The organism is Lysobacter sp. Soil_C_15, from assembly GCF_057657315.1.
The window spans coordinates 16,807-31,648 of the sequence record NZ_JBDGIR010000012.1; the positions used below are offsets into that span (position 1 = coordinate 16,807).

Here is a 14,842-nt window from a genome sequence, read left to right on the forward strand (position 1 = left end):
GGCGATCACGACTGGGTGCCGCCGACGGTCAACTGGTCGATCAGCAGGGAAGGCTGGCCGACCCCGACCGGCACGCTCTGCCCGTCCTTGCCGCACACGCCCACGCCCTCGTCCAGGGCCAGGTCGTGGCCGATCATGCTGACCCGCTGCATGGTCTCAGGACCGTTGCCGATTAGGGTCGCGCCCTTGACCGGCGCGGTGATCTTGCCGTCTTCGATCAGGTAGGCCTCGGTGGCCGAGAACACGTACTTGCCGCTGGTGATGTCGACCTGGCCGCCGCCGAAATTGACCGCGTACAGGCCCTTCTTGACCGAACGGATCATCTCTTCCGGGTCGTGGCTGCCGGCGAGCATGTAGGTGTTGGTCATCCGCGGCATCGGCAGGTGGGCGAAGGATTCGCGGCGGCCGTTGCCGGTCGGCGCCATGCCCATCAGCCGCGCGTTGAGGGTGTCCTGCATGTAGCCGACCAGCACGCCGTCCTCGATCAGGGTGGTGCAGTGGGTCGGCGTGCCCTCGTCGTCGATGTTGAGCGAACCGCGGCGGCCTTCCAGGGTGCCGTCGTCGACGATGGTCACGCCCTTGGCCGCCACCCGCTGGCCCATCCGGCCGGCATAGGTCGAGGTGCCCTTGCGGTTGAAGTCGCCCTCCAGGCCGTGGCCGACCGCCTCGTGCAGCAGCACGCCCGGCCAGCCCGAGCCGAGCACCACCGGCATCACCCCGGCCGGCGCGTCGATCGCTTCAAGATTCACCAGGGCCTGGCGCAGGGCCTCGCGCGCCAGCCGCTCGGGGCGGTCGCCGCCGAGCAGTTCGGCGTAGCTGTAACGGCCGCCGCCGCCGGCGTAGCCGCTTTCGCGGCGGCCGTTGTGCTCGACGATGATCTGCACGTTGAGCCGCACCAGCGGGCGCACGTCGCCGGCCAGCACGCCGTCGCTGCGCGCGACCAGGATGGTGTCGACGCCGCCGCTGAGGCTGACGACGACCTGTTTGACCCGCGGGTCGGCCGCGCGCACCAGCTTGTCCAGCCGGCGCAGCGCTTCGACCTTGGTTTCGTTGTCGATCGAATCGATCGGGTCCTCGCTCGGGTACAGCGAGCGGCCGCCGCCGCGCACCAGGGCGCGCGCCGAATGGGCGCTGCCGTCGCGGGCGATCGCCCGCGCCGAGCGCGACGCCGCCAGCAGGGCCTCGCCGTTGATCTCGTCGGAATAGGCGAAGCCGGTCTTCTCGCCGCTGATCGCGCGCACGCCGACGCCCTGCTCGATCGAATGCGAGCCGTCCTTGACGATGCCGTCCTCCACGCTCCAGCTCTCGCGGCGCGCGTGCTGGAAGTAGAGATCGCCGAAATCGACGCCCGGACCGAGCAAGGCGCCGAAGCTGCGCTCCAAGCCGCCGGCGTCGAGCCCGGCGGGCAGCAGCAGGCGGGATTCGGCGATCTGCAGAGGAAGGGTCATGGGGGAACCGTGAAGTCGTGGAAAGGCCATCTTAGGCGGCCGGAACGGCGCGTGGGCGAGGCGGACGGCGAAAAACGCCGATCGCGCCGCTCCTGCGCACCGGGAACGTAGAACAGATGGTGGCGTGAGGGCCGCCGATCAATCCCGGCGGCGCCCGGCGCGGCCGGCGTTCAGCCGGCCGGCGGAACCGGCGCGGCGGCGGCGCGGGTCTGTTCGCGGGTCACCACTTCGACCTTGGGCTCTTTCCACGGCCCGGTGACCCGGTAGGTCTTGGAAGCCAGGCTGCCCAAGGGCTTTTGCAGCACCGCATTGGCGGCGGCGCCGATCGCCGCGCCGACCGGGCCGGCGGCGAGCGCGCCGACCGCGGTCAGCACGTTGGCCGCCTTGGGCCGCACTTCGATGGTCTGGTCGTAGCGCTGCGCGCGCAGGTCGGCGGCGCCGCGGATCGAGATCGCCGCCGCCGGGCCGTCGATGCTCAGGTCGTCGCTGCGCGCGCTGCCGTTGCCGAAGCGCACCGTGCCGCCGATCCGGTCGAAGGCGAAGCCCTTGGAGAACAGGTCGCGGAAATCCAGGGTCAGCCGCCGCGGCAGCTGGGCCACGCTGAGCAGGCCGAGCACGCGCCCGGCGCCGGGCTCGATCTCCAGCAGGCGGCCGTCGCGCGCGTCCAGGGTCAGGCTGCCCTCGAGCGAGCCGAGTGCGAAACCGGCCGGGCTGCCCGGCCAGCCGGCCTCGAACCGGGCCTTGGCCCGGCCGCCGCCGATCTGGTTGGCGAAGCCGAAACCGTTCATCAGCGCGCCGACGTCGCCGCTGTCGACGCTGAGGTTCAGGTGCGTGCGGGCGTTGGCGCCGCGCCCGGTCCAGTCGCCGCTGAGGTCGATCGACTGCTTCGGCGCGCGGGTGCTGATCTGTTCGATGCGCATCCCGGCGGGGGTCGGCCGGGTGCGCACGCTGGCCTTGCCGAGCGCGGCGTCGCCGACCCGCAAGTCGGCGATGTCGAGCAGCAATGCCGGGATCTCGGACGGATGCAGGCCCTGCTCCGCGCCTGCGCTCGCGGCATTCGCCGCGGTCGAGGCCGGCGCGCCCGCGTTCGCGTCGGTGCCGGCGTTGGCGCTGCCTGCGCCGGTACCGGCCGCCGCTGCGGCCGCCTTTGCCGGCGCCCGCCAATGCACGCGGGCGAAGCGGCCGGCGATCGCGCCGCTGTCGCCGCCGGGAATCAGCACCGCGCCCTCCAGGGCCGCACCCTCGGCGCGCACCGCGGTGGCGCCGCGCGGCGCCGGCGCGACGATGATGCGGGTATCGGGGAACTGGCCGCCGATCAGCTGCAGCTGTTGCGCGCTCACGTCGATGCGCTGCAGCGGCAGCCCGCCGCCCGCGCCCGCCCCTTCGCCGCCGTCGCCATGCGCTAGCGCGATCCAGTCGACCGCATCGAGTTGCGCGGCGCGGCCGGTGGCGATCAGGCCGCTGGCCGGCGGCGCCTCGTCGACCCGGTTGCCGCCCAGCACCACGCGCACGCCGGTGCGGCCGTTGGCAGTGCGCGCGCGCAGCGCCAGCACGTTGCCCAGCGAAACGCGCACGTCGCCGCTGCCGAGCGGCAGCGGGGTTTCGACCGTGGTCGGCAGGCTGGCCGCGGCCGGCTTGGCCAGCGGCGCCGGCAGGGTCAGCGCGGTGCCGACCAGGTTGGTCTGCAGGCGCAGCATGGCCGGCACCGGCGCGGCCACGCCGGCGGCCTTGACCGCGGTCGTCGCGCCCGGGCTCTTGGGAATCGAAATCGCCGCGGTCCACAGCGAGCGACCGTCCAGATAGGGCTTGAGCCAGGCCAATTCGTCCGGCCCGCGCGCGATCATCTCGTCGGCGCCGGAGGCGGTATCCAGCGCGGCCTCGAACAAATTGCCGCGGTCGCGCACGTATTCGTCGCCGGCGCGCAGCGACAGCTTGCCCGGCGCGCCCTCGTGCTGCACCGCCAGTTCCTCGGCGCCGAAACCGCCGCGGCCGTATTCGGCGCGGCCGCGCACCTGCTCGAAGGCCAGCTTCCAGCGCGGGTCGGCCAGTTTGGCGTTGTCCAACGCGACGGTACCGGCGATGTGGGTACGGCTGTTCGGCCGCAACGGCAGTTCCATCTCGAAACCGACCTGGGCCGGGCCGCTGGCGCGCACGTTGTTCAGGGTATCGGCATGATCTTTGTGCAGCGGGCTTTGCTTGAGCAGGGCCACCAGTTGCGCCGCATCGGCGGCGCCGTCGGCGTCGACGCGCAGGCGGCCGTCCTTGTAGTGATCGATGCCGGCTTCGATCCGGCGCACGCCGACGCCGGCCAGCCGCCCCTTGCCGGCGACGCTGAAGCCGTCGGCGACGAAGCGCACGTCGGCGTCGAGGCCTTCCACCGCCGGCCAGTCGGGCTGGAACTTCACCACCGCGCCTTGCAGGCGGGCGCTGGCTTCGAACAAACCGTTGTTGCGGTTGAACGGCCAGTCGTCGAGGTCGCCGGACACCACCGCATGCGCATCGCTCAGGCGCCCGTCGACCAGGGCGGCATCGAGCCAATGCACCAGGTTCGTAGACATCTTGTTGCGGATCCAGAAACCCTTGGCGACCGGCACCAGGGTCGGGTCGAGGTCGGCGGCGATGTCGATCCACGGCCGGCTGCCGTCGCCTTGCCACCACAGGCCGCCGCGCGCATGCACACCGAAATCCTTGCCCCGCACGCGCAGCGCGGTGGTGCCGACGCGCCAGCCAGCGCCTTCGCGCCAACCGCCGACGCGGCCGTCGAGGCTGACCGTATGCGCCACGCCGAAGCCGGCCGGCCAATCGAAGCGCATCGGCGAAGCCGGGTCCAGGTCGAGCACGAAGCCGTCGGCGTCGCCTTCGAAACGGCCCGACAAGCCCTGCAGGCCCGGCGAGGACCCCACCGCGTCGAAGCCCAGCGCCCGGATCCTGCCGCTGGCGAACAACGGCCCGTTGCGGCGCCCGTCGATCGCGATCTCGCTCAGCGACACCCGCGGCTTGGCGGTTTCCAGCCAATGCCGCAGGCGTTCGGGCAAGGCATCGCTGAGCGCGAGCACCGCGATCAGCGGACCGGCGTCGATGCGCGGGGCGCGCAAGGCGTAGCGCTCGCCGCCGGCGACGGCCAGACCGTCGAGCGACTGCACCTGCTCGCCGCTGCCGATGCGCAGGCGCTGCGCGTCGTAGCGCCAGCCCTGCTCGGTCAGGCGCCAGAACGACAGGGTTTCGACATGTTCGAATTCGGTTCGCGCCGGCGGGCCGGCGGCCGCCGCGCTGCCCGCGGCGCGCTCGGCGCGCAGGCCGACCCGGTCGAGCGCGGCCGACACCGTCACCGCCGCGACCCGATGCCCGCGCAATTCGCCCCAGGCCTCGGCGCGGCCCTGGCCGGACTCGACCCGGATGCCGGCCAGCTTCAACAGCGGCGACCAGCCGGCCAGATCGGCGCGGGTCGCGCCGGCATAGGCGCGGCCGTCGCCGCGGCGGCGATCGAAGTCCAGCACCGCGTCCAGCGGCGTCGACGGCGCGCCGGCCACGCCGACGCTGGGCCAGACCCGCGCGCCGGCGCGCACCCGCGGCCCGTCCACGCGCAGGCGCAGATCGATCTTGGGAATCCGCGCATCGACGCCCAGGGCGGGCGCGATCACCGCCAGCTTGCCGTCGATCACCTGCAACTCGCCCAGGCCTTCCAGCGCCGACAGCGGATCGCGCTGCGGCGCGGCGTCCTGGCCCGGCAAGCCGCGCACCTTCCAGCGACCGTCGTCGGCGCGCTCCAGGGTCAGGTCCAGACCCTTCAGGCGCAGCTCGGAGAACGACTGCCCCGGCAGCAGGCCGGCATACACCGAAACCAGCATCTCCGCATCGCCGATGGTGAAGGCCTGCGCGCCTTCGCCGATGCGCAATCCGTTCAAACGCAGCAGAGGCCCGCGCCGGGTCCATTGGGTCTCGACCCGGTCGAACGCCACCGGCCGCCCGGCGCGCTGGCTCAGCCACTGCGCGACCTGTTCGGGGTGGCTCTCGGCCAAGGGCAGCACCTGGCTCGCCGCACCCAGCAGCACGGCGACCAGCACCAGCACCACCGCGACGCCGTAGAAGGCGCCGCGGCGGGCCATGCGCAGGCGGCGGCGCAGCGGGGTGGGCATCAGCGCGCCGCTCCGCATTGCGCCGGGACTCGGGACTCAGGACTCGGGACTCGCAAAGCGATAGCCCGGAGCCTGCTTGTTCGAGTCCCGAGTCCCGAGTCCCGAGTCCCGCTGATCTCAAAGCAGCACGACATCGAACTGCTCCTGCGCATACTGATCGTCGGCCTGGAAGCGGATCGACTTGCCCAGGAATTCCTCCAGTTCGGCGACCGCGGCGGATTCTTCGTCGGTGATCCGCGCCACCACCTTGGGCGAGGCGATCACCAGCAGGCGCGCGGCGTCGAACTGGCGCACCTGGCGGACGATGTCGCGGAAAATTTCGTAGGTCACGGTTTCCGGTGTCTTCAGCGTGCCGCGGCCGCCGCATTCGTGGCAGGCCTCGCTGAGCTGGCGCTCCAGGCTCTCGGTGGTGCGCTTGCGGGTCATCTCGACCAAGCCCAGCGGCGAGAACTCGTACACCGTGGTCTTGGCGTGATCGCGGGTCAGCGCCTTCTCGAGCTGACGCAGCACCTGGCGGCGATGCTCCAGGTCGGTCATGTCGATGAAGTCGATGATGATGATCCCGCCCAGGTTGCGCAGCCGCAATTGCCGGGCGACCGATTGCGCCGCCTCCAGGTTGGTCCGGTAAACGGTCTCTTCCAGGTTGCGTTGACCGAGGAAGGAACCGGTGTTGACGTCGATGGTGGTCATCGCCTCGGTCTGGTCGATCACCAGGTAGCCGCCGGACTTCAGCGGCACCTCCTTGTCGAGCGCGCGTTGGATCTCGTCCTCGACCCCGTACAGGTCGAAGATCGGCCGCGCGCCGGTGTAATGCTCGATCTTCTCGGCCAGGCCCGGCATGTATTGGGCGGCGAAGCTGCGCAGGCGTTCGCAGGTTTCGCGCGAGTCGACCTTGACCTTCTCCACGTCGCGCCGGATCAGGTCGCGCACCGCGCGCAGCGGCAGGCTGAGGTCTTCATAGACCCGTTCGCCGACCTTGCAGCTGCGCGACTTCTCGGCGATCAGCGCCCAGGCCCGGCTCAGGTAGGCGATGTCCTCGGCCAGCGCCTCTTCCGGCTGGCCCTCGGCGTTGGTGCGGACGATGTAGCCGTGATGGTCGGCCGACGGCGCCAGCGCGGTCACCAGGCTCTTGAGCCGGGCGCGCTCGCCTTCGTCCTCGATCCGCGCCGAGACCCCGACCACCCGGGTGCGCGGCAGCAGCACCAGGTAGCGCGAGGGAATGCTGAGCTGGGTGGTCAGGCGCGCGCCCTTGCTGCCGATCGGGTCCTTGACCACCTGGACCACGATCTCCTGGCCCTCGCGCAGCAGCTCGGCGATCGGCCGGGTCGGAGTCGGCGGCAGCGGCGCCTCGTCGCCCTCGCTCTCGCCGCTCTGGCTCGGCTTGACGATGTCGGCGGCGTGCAGGAACGCGGCGCGCTCCAGGCCGATCTCGACGAACGCCGCCTGCATGCCGGGCATGACCCGCTGCACCTTGCCCTTGTAGATGTTGCCGACCACGCCGCGGCGCCAGCCGCGTTCGATGTGCAGCTCCTGCAGCATGCCGTTTTCGACCACGGCGACGCGGGTCTCGCGCGGGGTGACGTTGACCAGGATCTCTTCAGTCATGGGGGCGGCGCGGGGTCCAGGGCGGGCGGCGGAAAATCGGGGGACGAGCCAGAGAAGCGGGGTGCAGGCGGCCGGCGCCGCCGGCGCTAGCCGAGGCCGAACTGGCGCAGCAACTGCGCGGTTTCGTACAGCGGCAGCCCCATCACCCCGGAGTAGCTGCCGGACAACCGGGTCACGAAGGCCTCGGCCGCGCCCTGGATCGCGTAGGCGCCGGCCTTGCCCTCGGGCTCGCCGCCGGCCACGTAGCGGACGATGGTCGCCTCGTCGAGCTCGGCGAAGCTGACCTCGGACACCGACACGGCCTGGGCTTCGCGCGCGGGCGAGACCAGCGACACCGCGCTGATCACCCGGTGGGTGCGGCCGGACAGCCGGCGCAGCATGGCCGCCGCGTCGGCCGCGTCGCGCGGCTTGCCGAACACCTCGTCGCCGAGCACGACCTCGGTGTCCGAGCCCAGCACCACCGCGGCCGGATTGCCGACCACCTTGAGCAGGCCGGCGCCGGCCTTCTCGCGCGCCACCCGGCGCACGTAGTCCTCGGCCGGCTCGCCGGGCTGGCGATGTTCGGGCACGTCGAGTTCGAGCAGGCCGAATTCATGGCCCAGGCGGGCCAGCAATTCGCGTCGCCGCGGCGACTGGGAGGCTAGATAGAGCATGCGCGAAAGCATAACCCGCGCTGACTGAGCGCCAGCCGACATTCCCTCGCGCAAACCCCGTCACGAATCACGGTTCGTTAACCAGTTCAGCAAGACCCTTACCTCGTCACCCAAGGAGCTCCACATGATCCGGTCGCCGTTCCTGCGTTCCGCCCGCACGATGCACCCCGCCGTCCCCGCCCCCCGCCCCGCTTCCCGTTCGGCTTCGCTGCGCCCGCTGGCGCTGGCCGCCTTCCTCGCCTTCGGAGCCGTCACCGCCATGTCCGCGTCCGCCCAGACCACGCCCTACGTCGCTACCGACGGCACCCTGCTGTCGGTCTCGGCCGAATCCCAGGCCAAGCGCACCCCCAACATCGCCACCGTCTCCACCGGCGTGGTCACTCAGGCCGCCGACGCCAATGCGGCGATGCGCGCCAACGCCGAGCAGATGGCCAAGGTGGTGGCCGCGATCAAGGCCGCCGGCATCGCCGAGCGCGACATCCAGACCAGCGGCATCAATCTCAACCCGCAGTACCGCTACCAGGAAAACCAGCCGCCGCAGATCACCGGCTACCAGGCTAACAACAACGTCAACATCGTCATCCGCGACATCTCCAAGGTCGGCAAGATCCTCGACTCGCTGGTCGCCACCGGCGCCAACCAGATCAACGGCCCGAGCTTCGACCTGGACGACAAGGACAAGGAAGCCGCCTTCGACGAAGCCCGCCGCGGCGCGATCGAGAAGGCCCAGGCCCGCGCCGACATGTACGCCAAGACCCTGGGCATGAAGGTGCGCCGGATCGTCAGCGTCAGCGAAGGCGGCCGCTTCGCCCCGCCGATGCCGATGCCGATGATGGCCATGCGCATGGAGAAGGCCGGCGCCGCCGGCGACACCTCGGTCTCGCCGGGCGAAAACACCTTGTCGATGAATCTCGACGTGGTGTTCGAGTTGGGCAAGTGAGCATGGCCGGCGCCGGCAAGCAGCCCCCGCGCGGGCCCGACGGCAAGCCGGCGCATGCGCCGGGCTATCCGGAGCCGCAGCCGCGCGACGGCCAGGATGCGCAGCGGCCCAAGCGCCCGCCGCCGTCGCCCGATGAGGGCGGGCTGCAACGCAAGCCCGAATCGGGTCCCGACCCGGCCAAGGACTGAGCCGCGCCGCCCGAGGCGGCCGCGACGATCGACCGACGAGGCCCGCGCGAGCGGGCCTCGTCGTTTGCGTTCGCCGGCACCGCAAGTGGCCCAGGGCCTGGACCGCCGCAGCCTGTTGCCATCCATTCAGCGACAACCGAACCGCGCCGAAGTCCGCGCCGACGAGTCCGTTGCGGTGATCGCACCGGCATCCTCCGCGATTCGGCGGCGATCCGCGCCCAGGGGACCGAGCCCGGGGCGGCCTCCGTACCGACCAAAGTCGCAAACGAGAACCGCTTGCGTTTGGCAAACGTACGGAGCAGTTTGTGATCGAAAGCCGGCTTCAGATTCGACCCCGTTTGCGGTAACCGCACGTTGATTGTCGTTGTGTCGATCATCCAAGGAGGAAGCCCATGGTTCGTGCGATCCCCTCTTCCCACCCCCGCCAGCCGCTGGACGGCGTGCGCATCGCCGGCAATACCGGCGCGATCGCGTTCAATACGGTGATGCTGTTGCTGCTGCTGGCGCCGCTGAGCGCGCCCAAGCTGGTGCTGCCGTCGGTCGACGAGGACCCGATCATCCAGATCCCGCTGCGGCCCAACCCCGTCCCGCCCCCGGTCATCGAAGACCCGTTGCCGGTGCGCCGCGACCCGGCCCCGCCGACGCAGACCCAGCCGGTGCGGCAGGAGCAGCCGCCCTCGATCGTGGTCGACAACCCCAATCCGGCGCCGACCGACTTCGCCGGCGTCGAGCAGCCGCCGATCCAGGTCGCCACGGCCGAACCGCCGACCGGCATCGGCCCGGCCATCCAGACCGGCGCCAGCCTGCAGGCCCTCAACAACCCGGCCCCGCCCTACCCGCCGCAGGCGGTGCGCGACAACCTGACCGGCGTGGTCGAACTGGAGATCCTGGTCGGCATCGACGGCAAGCCGATCGTGGTCAGCGTGGTCCGCAGCAGCGGCCATCGCATCCTCGACCAGGCCGCGCGCCGGGCGGTGCTGAGCCGCTGGACCTTCCAGCCGGCGACGCGCGACGGCCAACCGGTCCAGGCCCGCGGCCGGGTGCCGATCGAGTTCAAGTTGGCGCAGTAGGCCCGCTTGCGCGTGCAACAGCGAAAACCCGGGCCTTGCCCGGGTTTTTGCTGTTGGCGGGACTCGGGATTCGGGATTCGGGATTCGGGATTCGGGATTCGGGACTCGGGACTCGGGACTCGTAAGCAACAGCAACAGCGATAGCGACGGCAATCTGCTTTTGCGAGTCCCGAGTCCCGAGTCCCGCGCTAAGCCCGGTGATACGGGTGATTGGCCAACAACGCCGCCGCCCGGTACAACTGCTCGGCCGCGACCAGGCGCACCAGCATGTGCGGCAGGGTCAGCGGCCCCAGCGACCATTGTTCGTCGGCGCGGGCGAGCACGTCGGCGGCGTGGCCTTCCGGGCCGCCGATCAGGAAGGCCAGGTCGCGGCCCTGGCCGCGCCAGTGCTCCAGGCGCTGCGCCAGTTGTTCCGAGGTCCAGAGCCGGCCGCGCCCTTCCAACGCCACCACGCAGGCGTTCTTCGGCAGCGCCGCGAGCACCCGCGCGCCTTCGTCCTGGGTCGCGCGCGCGGCGTCGCGGCCCTTGCCGCGCAGGCCGGGTTCGATCTCCACCAATTCCAGCGGCAGCCAGTGCGAGAGGCGTTTCTGGTACTCGCCGAAGCCCTCGGCGACCCAGCGCGGCGCGCGTTCGCCGACCGCGATCAATCTGCTTTTCATCCGCGCATGGTAGCCAAGCGCGGGCGCCTCATCGCGCGACTGTCATATCCCGGTTACCGCGCCGGCCTAGGGTGCGGGGTTCCCCCGCCCCAGCCCCGCAGGAGTATCCCGATGGATGCGTTCGACCCCTCCCGCCGCCAGGTCCTCAAGAGCAGCGCCGCCGCCATGGCGGTCGGCGCGATCGGCAGTCTCGGCGCCTTGTATTCGCGCCAGGCCGAGGCCGCGACCGACCCCAGCCGCATCGCCCCGGTGCCGAGTCGCTACGGCCCGCTCGCGCCGGTCGCCGACCTCAGCACCGGCCTGCCGCTGCTGCAGTTGCCGCGCGGATTCAGCTATCGCTCGTTCGCCTGGAGCGGCGACCGAATGGCCGACGGCCGTCCCTGTCCGGACCGCCACGACGGCATGGCCGTGGTCGCCGCGCGCCGCGTGCCGCATCGCCCGCACGGCCGCGGCCACGCCAGCCACGAGCTGGTGCTGATCCGCAATCACGAACGCGGCGCCGGCGCCTCGCCGATCCAGGCGCCGGGCATGTACGACACCGGCACCTTCGCCGGCGGCCAGCCCGGCGGCGGCACCACCACCCTGCGCTACCGCTACGACGGCGGCCGCCACGGCGGCGGTTGGGACAGCGCCGAGTCCAGCCTCGGCGGCACCATGGTCAACTGCGCCGGCGGCCCGACCCCGTGGGGCACCTGGCTGACCTGCGAAGAGATCAAGAGCAATGCGGTGTCCAGCACCGGCCGCAAGCACGGCTACGTGTTCGAAGTCGACCCGCGCAGCGAGCGCACCACCGGCCGGCCGCTGATCGGCCTGGGCCGCTTCAGCCACGAAGCGGTGGCGATCGATCCGCGCACCGGCATCGTCTATCTGACCGAGGACGACCGCAACAAATCCGGCCTGTACCGCTTCATCCCCAACGACCGCTTCGGCCGCCCGGGCTCGCTCGAACACGGCGGCCGGCTGCAGGCCGCGCGCGTGCGCGGCAAGCGCAACGCCGACCTGACCACCGCCTCGATCGGCAACGAGTTCCAGCTCGAGTGGGTCGACATTCCCGATCCGGACCTGGATTCGATCGTCGCCCCGAACGGCTTCCCCGACATCGGCGCCGGCGACACGCTCAGCGGCCCGTTCGCCCAGGCCTGGAGCGAAGGCGGCCTGCGCATGAGCCGCGGCGAAGGCATCTGGTACAGCTACGGCAAGATGTTCATCGTCGACACCAGCACCGGCGTCGACGCCCAGGGCCGCAAGGGCCGTGGCAACGGCACGGTGTGGGTGCTGGACCTGTTCACCCAGCGCCTGCGCGCGCTGTTCGTCAGCAATCACCAGCTGGCCGCGCACAACCCGGACAACATCACCGTCAACGTGCGCGGCGGCGTGGTGCTGTGCGAAGACCCGGACGCCGCGCCGGCCGGCAGCCCCGACGAATACGGCCCGGGCACGCGCCTGCTCGGCCTCACCCGCGCCGGCGAATCGTTCTACCTGTGCAAGAACAACGCCGAGCTGACCTCCAGCCAGATCGCCGACGCCGGCAAGCAGGTCGCCGAAGGCGATTACCGCGACAGCGAATTCTGCGGCGCCTGCTGGGATCCGGCCGGACGCACCCTGTTCGTCAACATGCAGAGCCCGGGCATCACCTTCGCCATCACCGGTCCTTGGGAACGCGGCCCGTTGTAAAGCCGCCTGGCGCCGCCGCCATGGCGCGGCGGCGGCCGGCCCGATCCGCGATCGATGGGCAAAGACCAGGCAAAGAAAAAGGCCCGGCGCGAGCCGGGCCTTTCTGGTGTCGCGGGCGCCTTCGCCGGCGCCCGGCGCGCGGATCAGCGCAGGTTGTCTTCGATCACCTGGATCTTGACCCGCTTGCGCAGTTCCGAGGTCAGCTCCCGGCCTTCCTCGTAACCGCCCAGCTGCGAGATCTGGGTGCGCATCATGTCCAGCTGCGCCGGCGGGATCTCGGCCTTGCTGCCCGGCACGACCTTGTCGACCGCGAACACCGCGACCCGGCCGTCCGGCAGCTTGGCCTTGCCCGCGCTGGCCTTGCCGGCGGCCGGCGCCTTCAGGGCGAAGATCGCTTCGCTCACTTCCGGGGTCGGCAGGGGCATGCCGCGGGCCACGTTCGGTACCGATTCCGGCGCCGGCAACTGCTTGGACGCGGCCACCGCGGCCAGGGTCTCGCCGGCGTTGACGCGCGCGACCAGCGCCTGCGCTTCCTGCTCGGCCGCCTTGCTGGCGCGGTCGGCGCGCACCGCGGCGATCACCTTGTCGCGGACCTGGGCCAGCGGCAAGGCGCGTTCCGGGGTGTGCGAGACGACCCGGATCAGCACGCTGTGCTCCTGGCCGATCTCGATCGGATCGCTGACCGTGTTGTCCTGCAGGCGCGCTTCGGAGAACGCGGCGCGGATCACCGCCGGGTTGGCGCCGATGCCGCCGTTGTTGAGCGCCGGATCGCGGGTGATCGGGCCGGTCTTCATCACCGCCAGGTTCATCGCCTTGGCCGGCTCGGCCAGCGAGGTCGGGTTCTTGTAGACCATGTCGACCAGCTTGGCCGAGAAATCGTTGAACGCGCGCTCGCGACCGGTTTCGGTTTCTTCGCGCAGCAGGGTCTCGCGCACCGCTTCGAACGGCTGCACCTGGCCGGCCTTGACCTCGCGCACCACGATCACGTGCCAGCCCGACTCGTCCTTCACCGGCGCGCTGATTTCGCCGACCTTGAGCTTGAACATCGCGTCTTCGAACGCGCCCGGGAAGGTGCCCTTGTTGATCCAACCCAGGTCGCCGCCGACCGCCTTGGAACCGAGGTCCTCGCTGTTGGCGCGCGCCAGCGCGGCGAAGTCGGCGCCGGCGGCGCGGGCCTGGGCGGCGATCTGCGCGGCCTTGGTTTCGGCGGCTTTCTGCGCCGCGGCGTCGGCGCCGGCAGCGACGTTGATCTGGATGTGCGAGACCAGGCGCTGTTCTTCGGCGACGAAGCGGCTCTTCTCGTCCTCGTAGCGCTTGCGCAGCGAGGCCTCGGTCGGCGCGCCCGGCGGCGGCAGGGTCGCGCCGGTCAGCTCGACGTACTCGAGGATCACGCTTTCCGGAGCGCGGAAATCCTTGCCGTGGCCGTCGTACCACTTCTGGATCTCGGCGGCGGACACTTCGGCGGTGTCGGCGGCCGGCGGCGGCATCAGCAGCAGGCTGACGTCGCGGCGTTCGCCCATCAGCTTGATCAGGCGGTCCATCTCGGCCTGGGTCAGGAAGCTGCTCTGGCCGACGTTGCCGACGATGAGGTTCTCCATCAGGCGGTCGCGTACGAACTGCTCGAACTCGGTCGGCGACTGCGGCGGCTGGCGCATCTGCAGGCCGTACAGGTAACGCTCCTGGCTGAACTTGCCGGTGCCGTCCTGGAATTCGGGCACGGCCTGGATGGTCTTGACCACCGCGCCGTCGGCGACCGCCAGGCCTTCGACCTCGGCGGCGAGCATGCGCACGCGTTCGTCGATCAGCTGGTCGAGCACCTTGCGCTTGCTTTCCGGCTTCTCGAACTCGCGTGCGTCGAAGGCCTCGCCTTCGGCCGCGCGGCGGCGGTCGCGCTCGCGCTGGAAGCGCTCGTCGAACTCGGAACGCTCGATCGCCGCCTTCTTCCACAGCATCGACGCCGGCCACCACGACGGCGCCGAACGCCACCACGACGGCGCGATCTCGATCCGCGCAACGGCGTTGTCGACCCGCTGCACCAGGTACTGCTCGATGCCGACGAAGGCGAAGGGAATGATCAGCAGGCCCAGGATCACCGTGGCGATCCAGCCCGAGGTCTTGTCGCGAAGTGTCTGCAGCATGTTCCGGGTCGCGTTCAGTCGTAAGCCGGACAGTTTAGCGCGGTTCCGGGCGGCGGGCGGAGGCCGGCGACGGCGGTCGCAATCCGCCCGGCCGGGCCCGATCCGTCCCCGCTCTCGCCCCGCTCTCCGGTCCGGTCGCCCGGCCGCGCAGGCCGGCCGGAGCAGGCGCCGGATCATGCTGCACAGCAAAACGACGAACGCGCCGCGGCCGCGGTGCGCGGGCAAAAAGAAAAGGCGCCGTTTCCGGCGCCTTCGGCAAAACTGGCGGAGTGGACGGGACTCGAACCCGCGACCTCCGGCGTGACAGGCCAGCATTCTAACCGACTGAACT

The 14,842-nt window shown here is 71.1% G+C and carries 10 protein-coding genes; 4 read left to right on the plus strand and 6 right to left on the minus strand.

All coding sequences use genetic code 11. The annotated features are described in order from the left end of the window. Positions 1 to 5 precede the first annotated feature (5 nt). The 4 genes from tldD to AC3A57_RS20970 all read right to left on the minus strand — a co-directional run bounded on the left by tldD (position 6) and on the right by AC3A57_RS20970 (position 7,842). Positions 6 to 1,448, minus strand: a complete 1,443-nt coding sequence (gene tldD, locus AC3A57_RS20955) for a metalloprotease TldD (RefSeq protein ID WP_487580669.1) — start codon at positions 1,446 to 1,448, stop codon at positions 6 to 8. A gap of 170 nt (positions 1,449 to 1,618) precedes the next feature. Continuing rightward, positions 1,619 to 5,584, minus strand: coding sequence for a YhdP family protein (locus tag AC3A57_RS20960; protein ID WP_487580670.1), 3,966 nt, complete (start codon positions 5,582 to 5,584; stop codon positions 1,619 to 1,621). Positions 5,585 to 5,701: 117 nt separating this feature from the next. Next, positions 5,702 to 7,189, minus strand: coding sequence for a ribonuclease G (rng, locus tag AC3A57_RS20965; RefSeq protein ID WP_221673272.1), 1,488 nt, complete (start codon positions 7,187 to 7,189; stop codon positions 5,702 to 5,704). A gap of 86 nt (positions 7,190 to 7,275) precedes the next feature. After that, complete coding sequence (locus AC3A57_RS20970) at positions 7,276 to 7,842, minus strand: Maf family protein (RefSeq protein ID WP_487580671.1); 567 nt, start codon at positions 7,840 to 7,842, stop codon at positions 7,276 to 7,278. 160 nt (positions 7,843 to 8,002) lie between these two features. Here AC3A57_RS20970 and AC3A57_RS20975 point away from each other — a divergent pair, with 160 nt between their 5' ends. The 3 genes from AC3A57_RS20975 (at position 8,003) to AC3A57_RS20985 (ending at position 10,040) form a co-directional block, all read left to right on the plus strand. After that, the gene (locus AC3A57_RS20975; protein ID WP_487580742.1) at positions 8,003 to 8,782 is read left to right on the plus strand and encodes an SIMPL domain-containing protein; all 780 of its coding nucleotides are present in this window, start codon (positions 8,003 to 8,005) and stop codon (positions 8,780 to 8,782) included. Next, positions 8,779 to 8,970, plus strand: coding sequence for a hypothetical protein (locus AC3A57_RS20980; protein WP_487580672.1), 192 nt, complete (start codon positions 8,779 to 8,781; stop codon positions 8,968 to 8,970). Before AC3A57_RS20975 ends, AC3A57_RS20980 begins: the two co-directional genes overlap by 4 nt. 392 nt (positions 8,971 to 9,362) lie before the next feature. After that, positions 9,363 to 10,040 (plus strand): energy transducer TonB, encoded by a 678-nt coding sequence (locus tag AC3A57_RS20985; protein WP_487580673.1) that lies wholly within the window; start codon positions 9,363 to 9,365, stop codon positions 10,038 to 10,040. Between the two features lie 188 nt (positions 10,041 to 10,228). Here AC3A57_RS20985 and rlmH read toward each other — a convergent pair whose 3' ends face one another. Next, positions 10,229 to 10,699 carry a 23S rRNA (pseudouridine(1915)-N(3))-methyltransferase RlmH gene (gene rlmH / locus AC3A57_RS20990; protein WP_487580674.1) on the minus strand — a complete coding sequence of 157 codons (471 nt, stop codon included), beginning with the start codon at positions 10,697 to 10,699 and terminating at the stop codon, positions 10,229 to 10,231. A 111-nt stretch (positions 10,700 to 10,810) separates the two neighbouring features. Here rlmH and AC3A57_RS20995 point away from each other — a divergent pair, with 111 nt between their 5' ends. Beyond that, a complete protein-coding gene (locus AC3A57_RS20995) occupies positions 10,811 to 12,373 on the plus strand; it encodes an alkaline phosphatase PhoX (protein ID WP_487580675.1) in 1,563 nt (520 codons plus the stop codon). A gap of 143 nt (positions 12,374 to 12,516) precedes the next feature. Here the strand turns inward: AC3A57_RS20995 and AC3A57_RS21000 are convergent, their stop codons facing one another. Next, entirely contained in the window at positions 12,517 to 14,511 is a 1,995-nt protein-coding gene (locus AC3A57_RS21000; protein WP_487580676.1) for a peptidyl-prolyl cis-trans isomerase, read from the minus strand. Between the last annotated feature and the right edge of the window lie 331 nt (positions 14,512 to 14,842).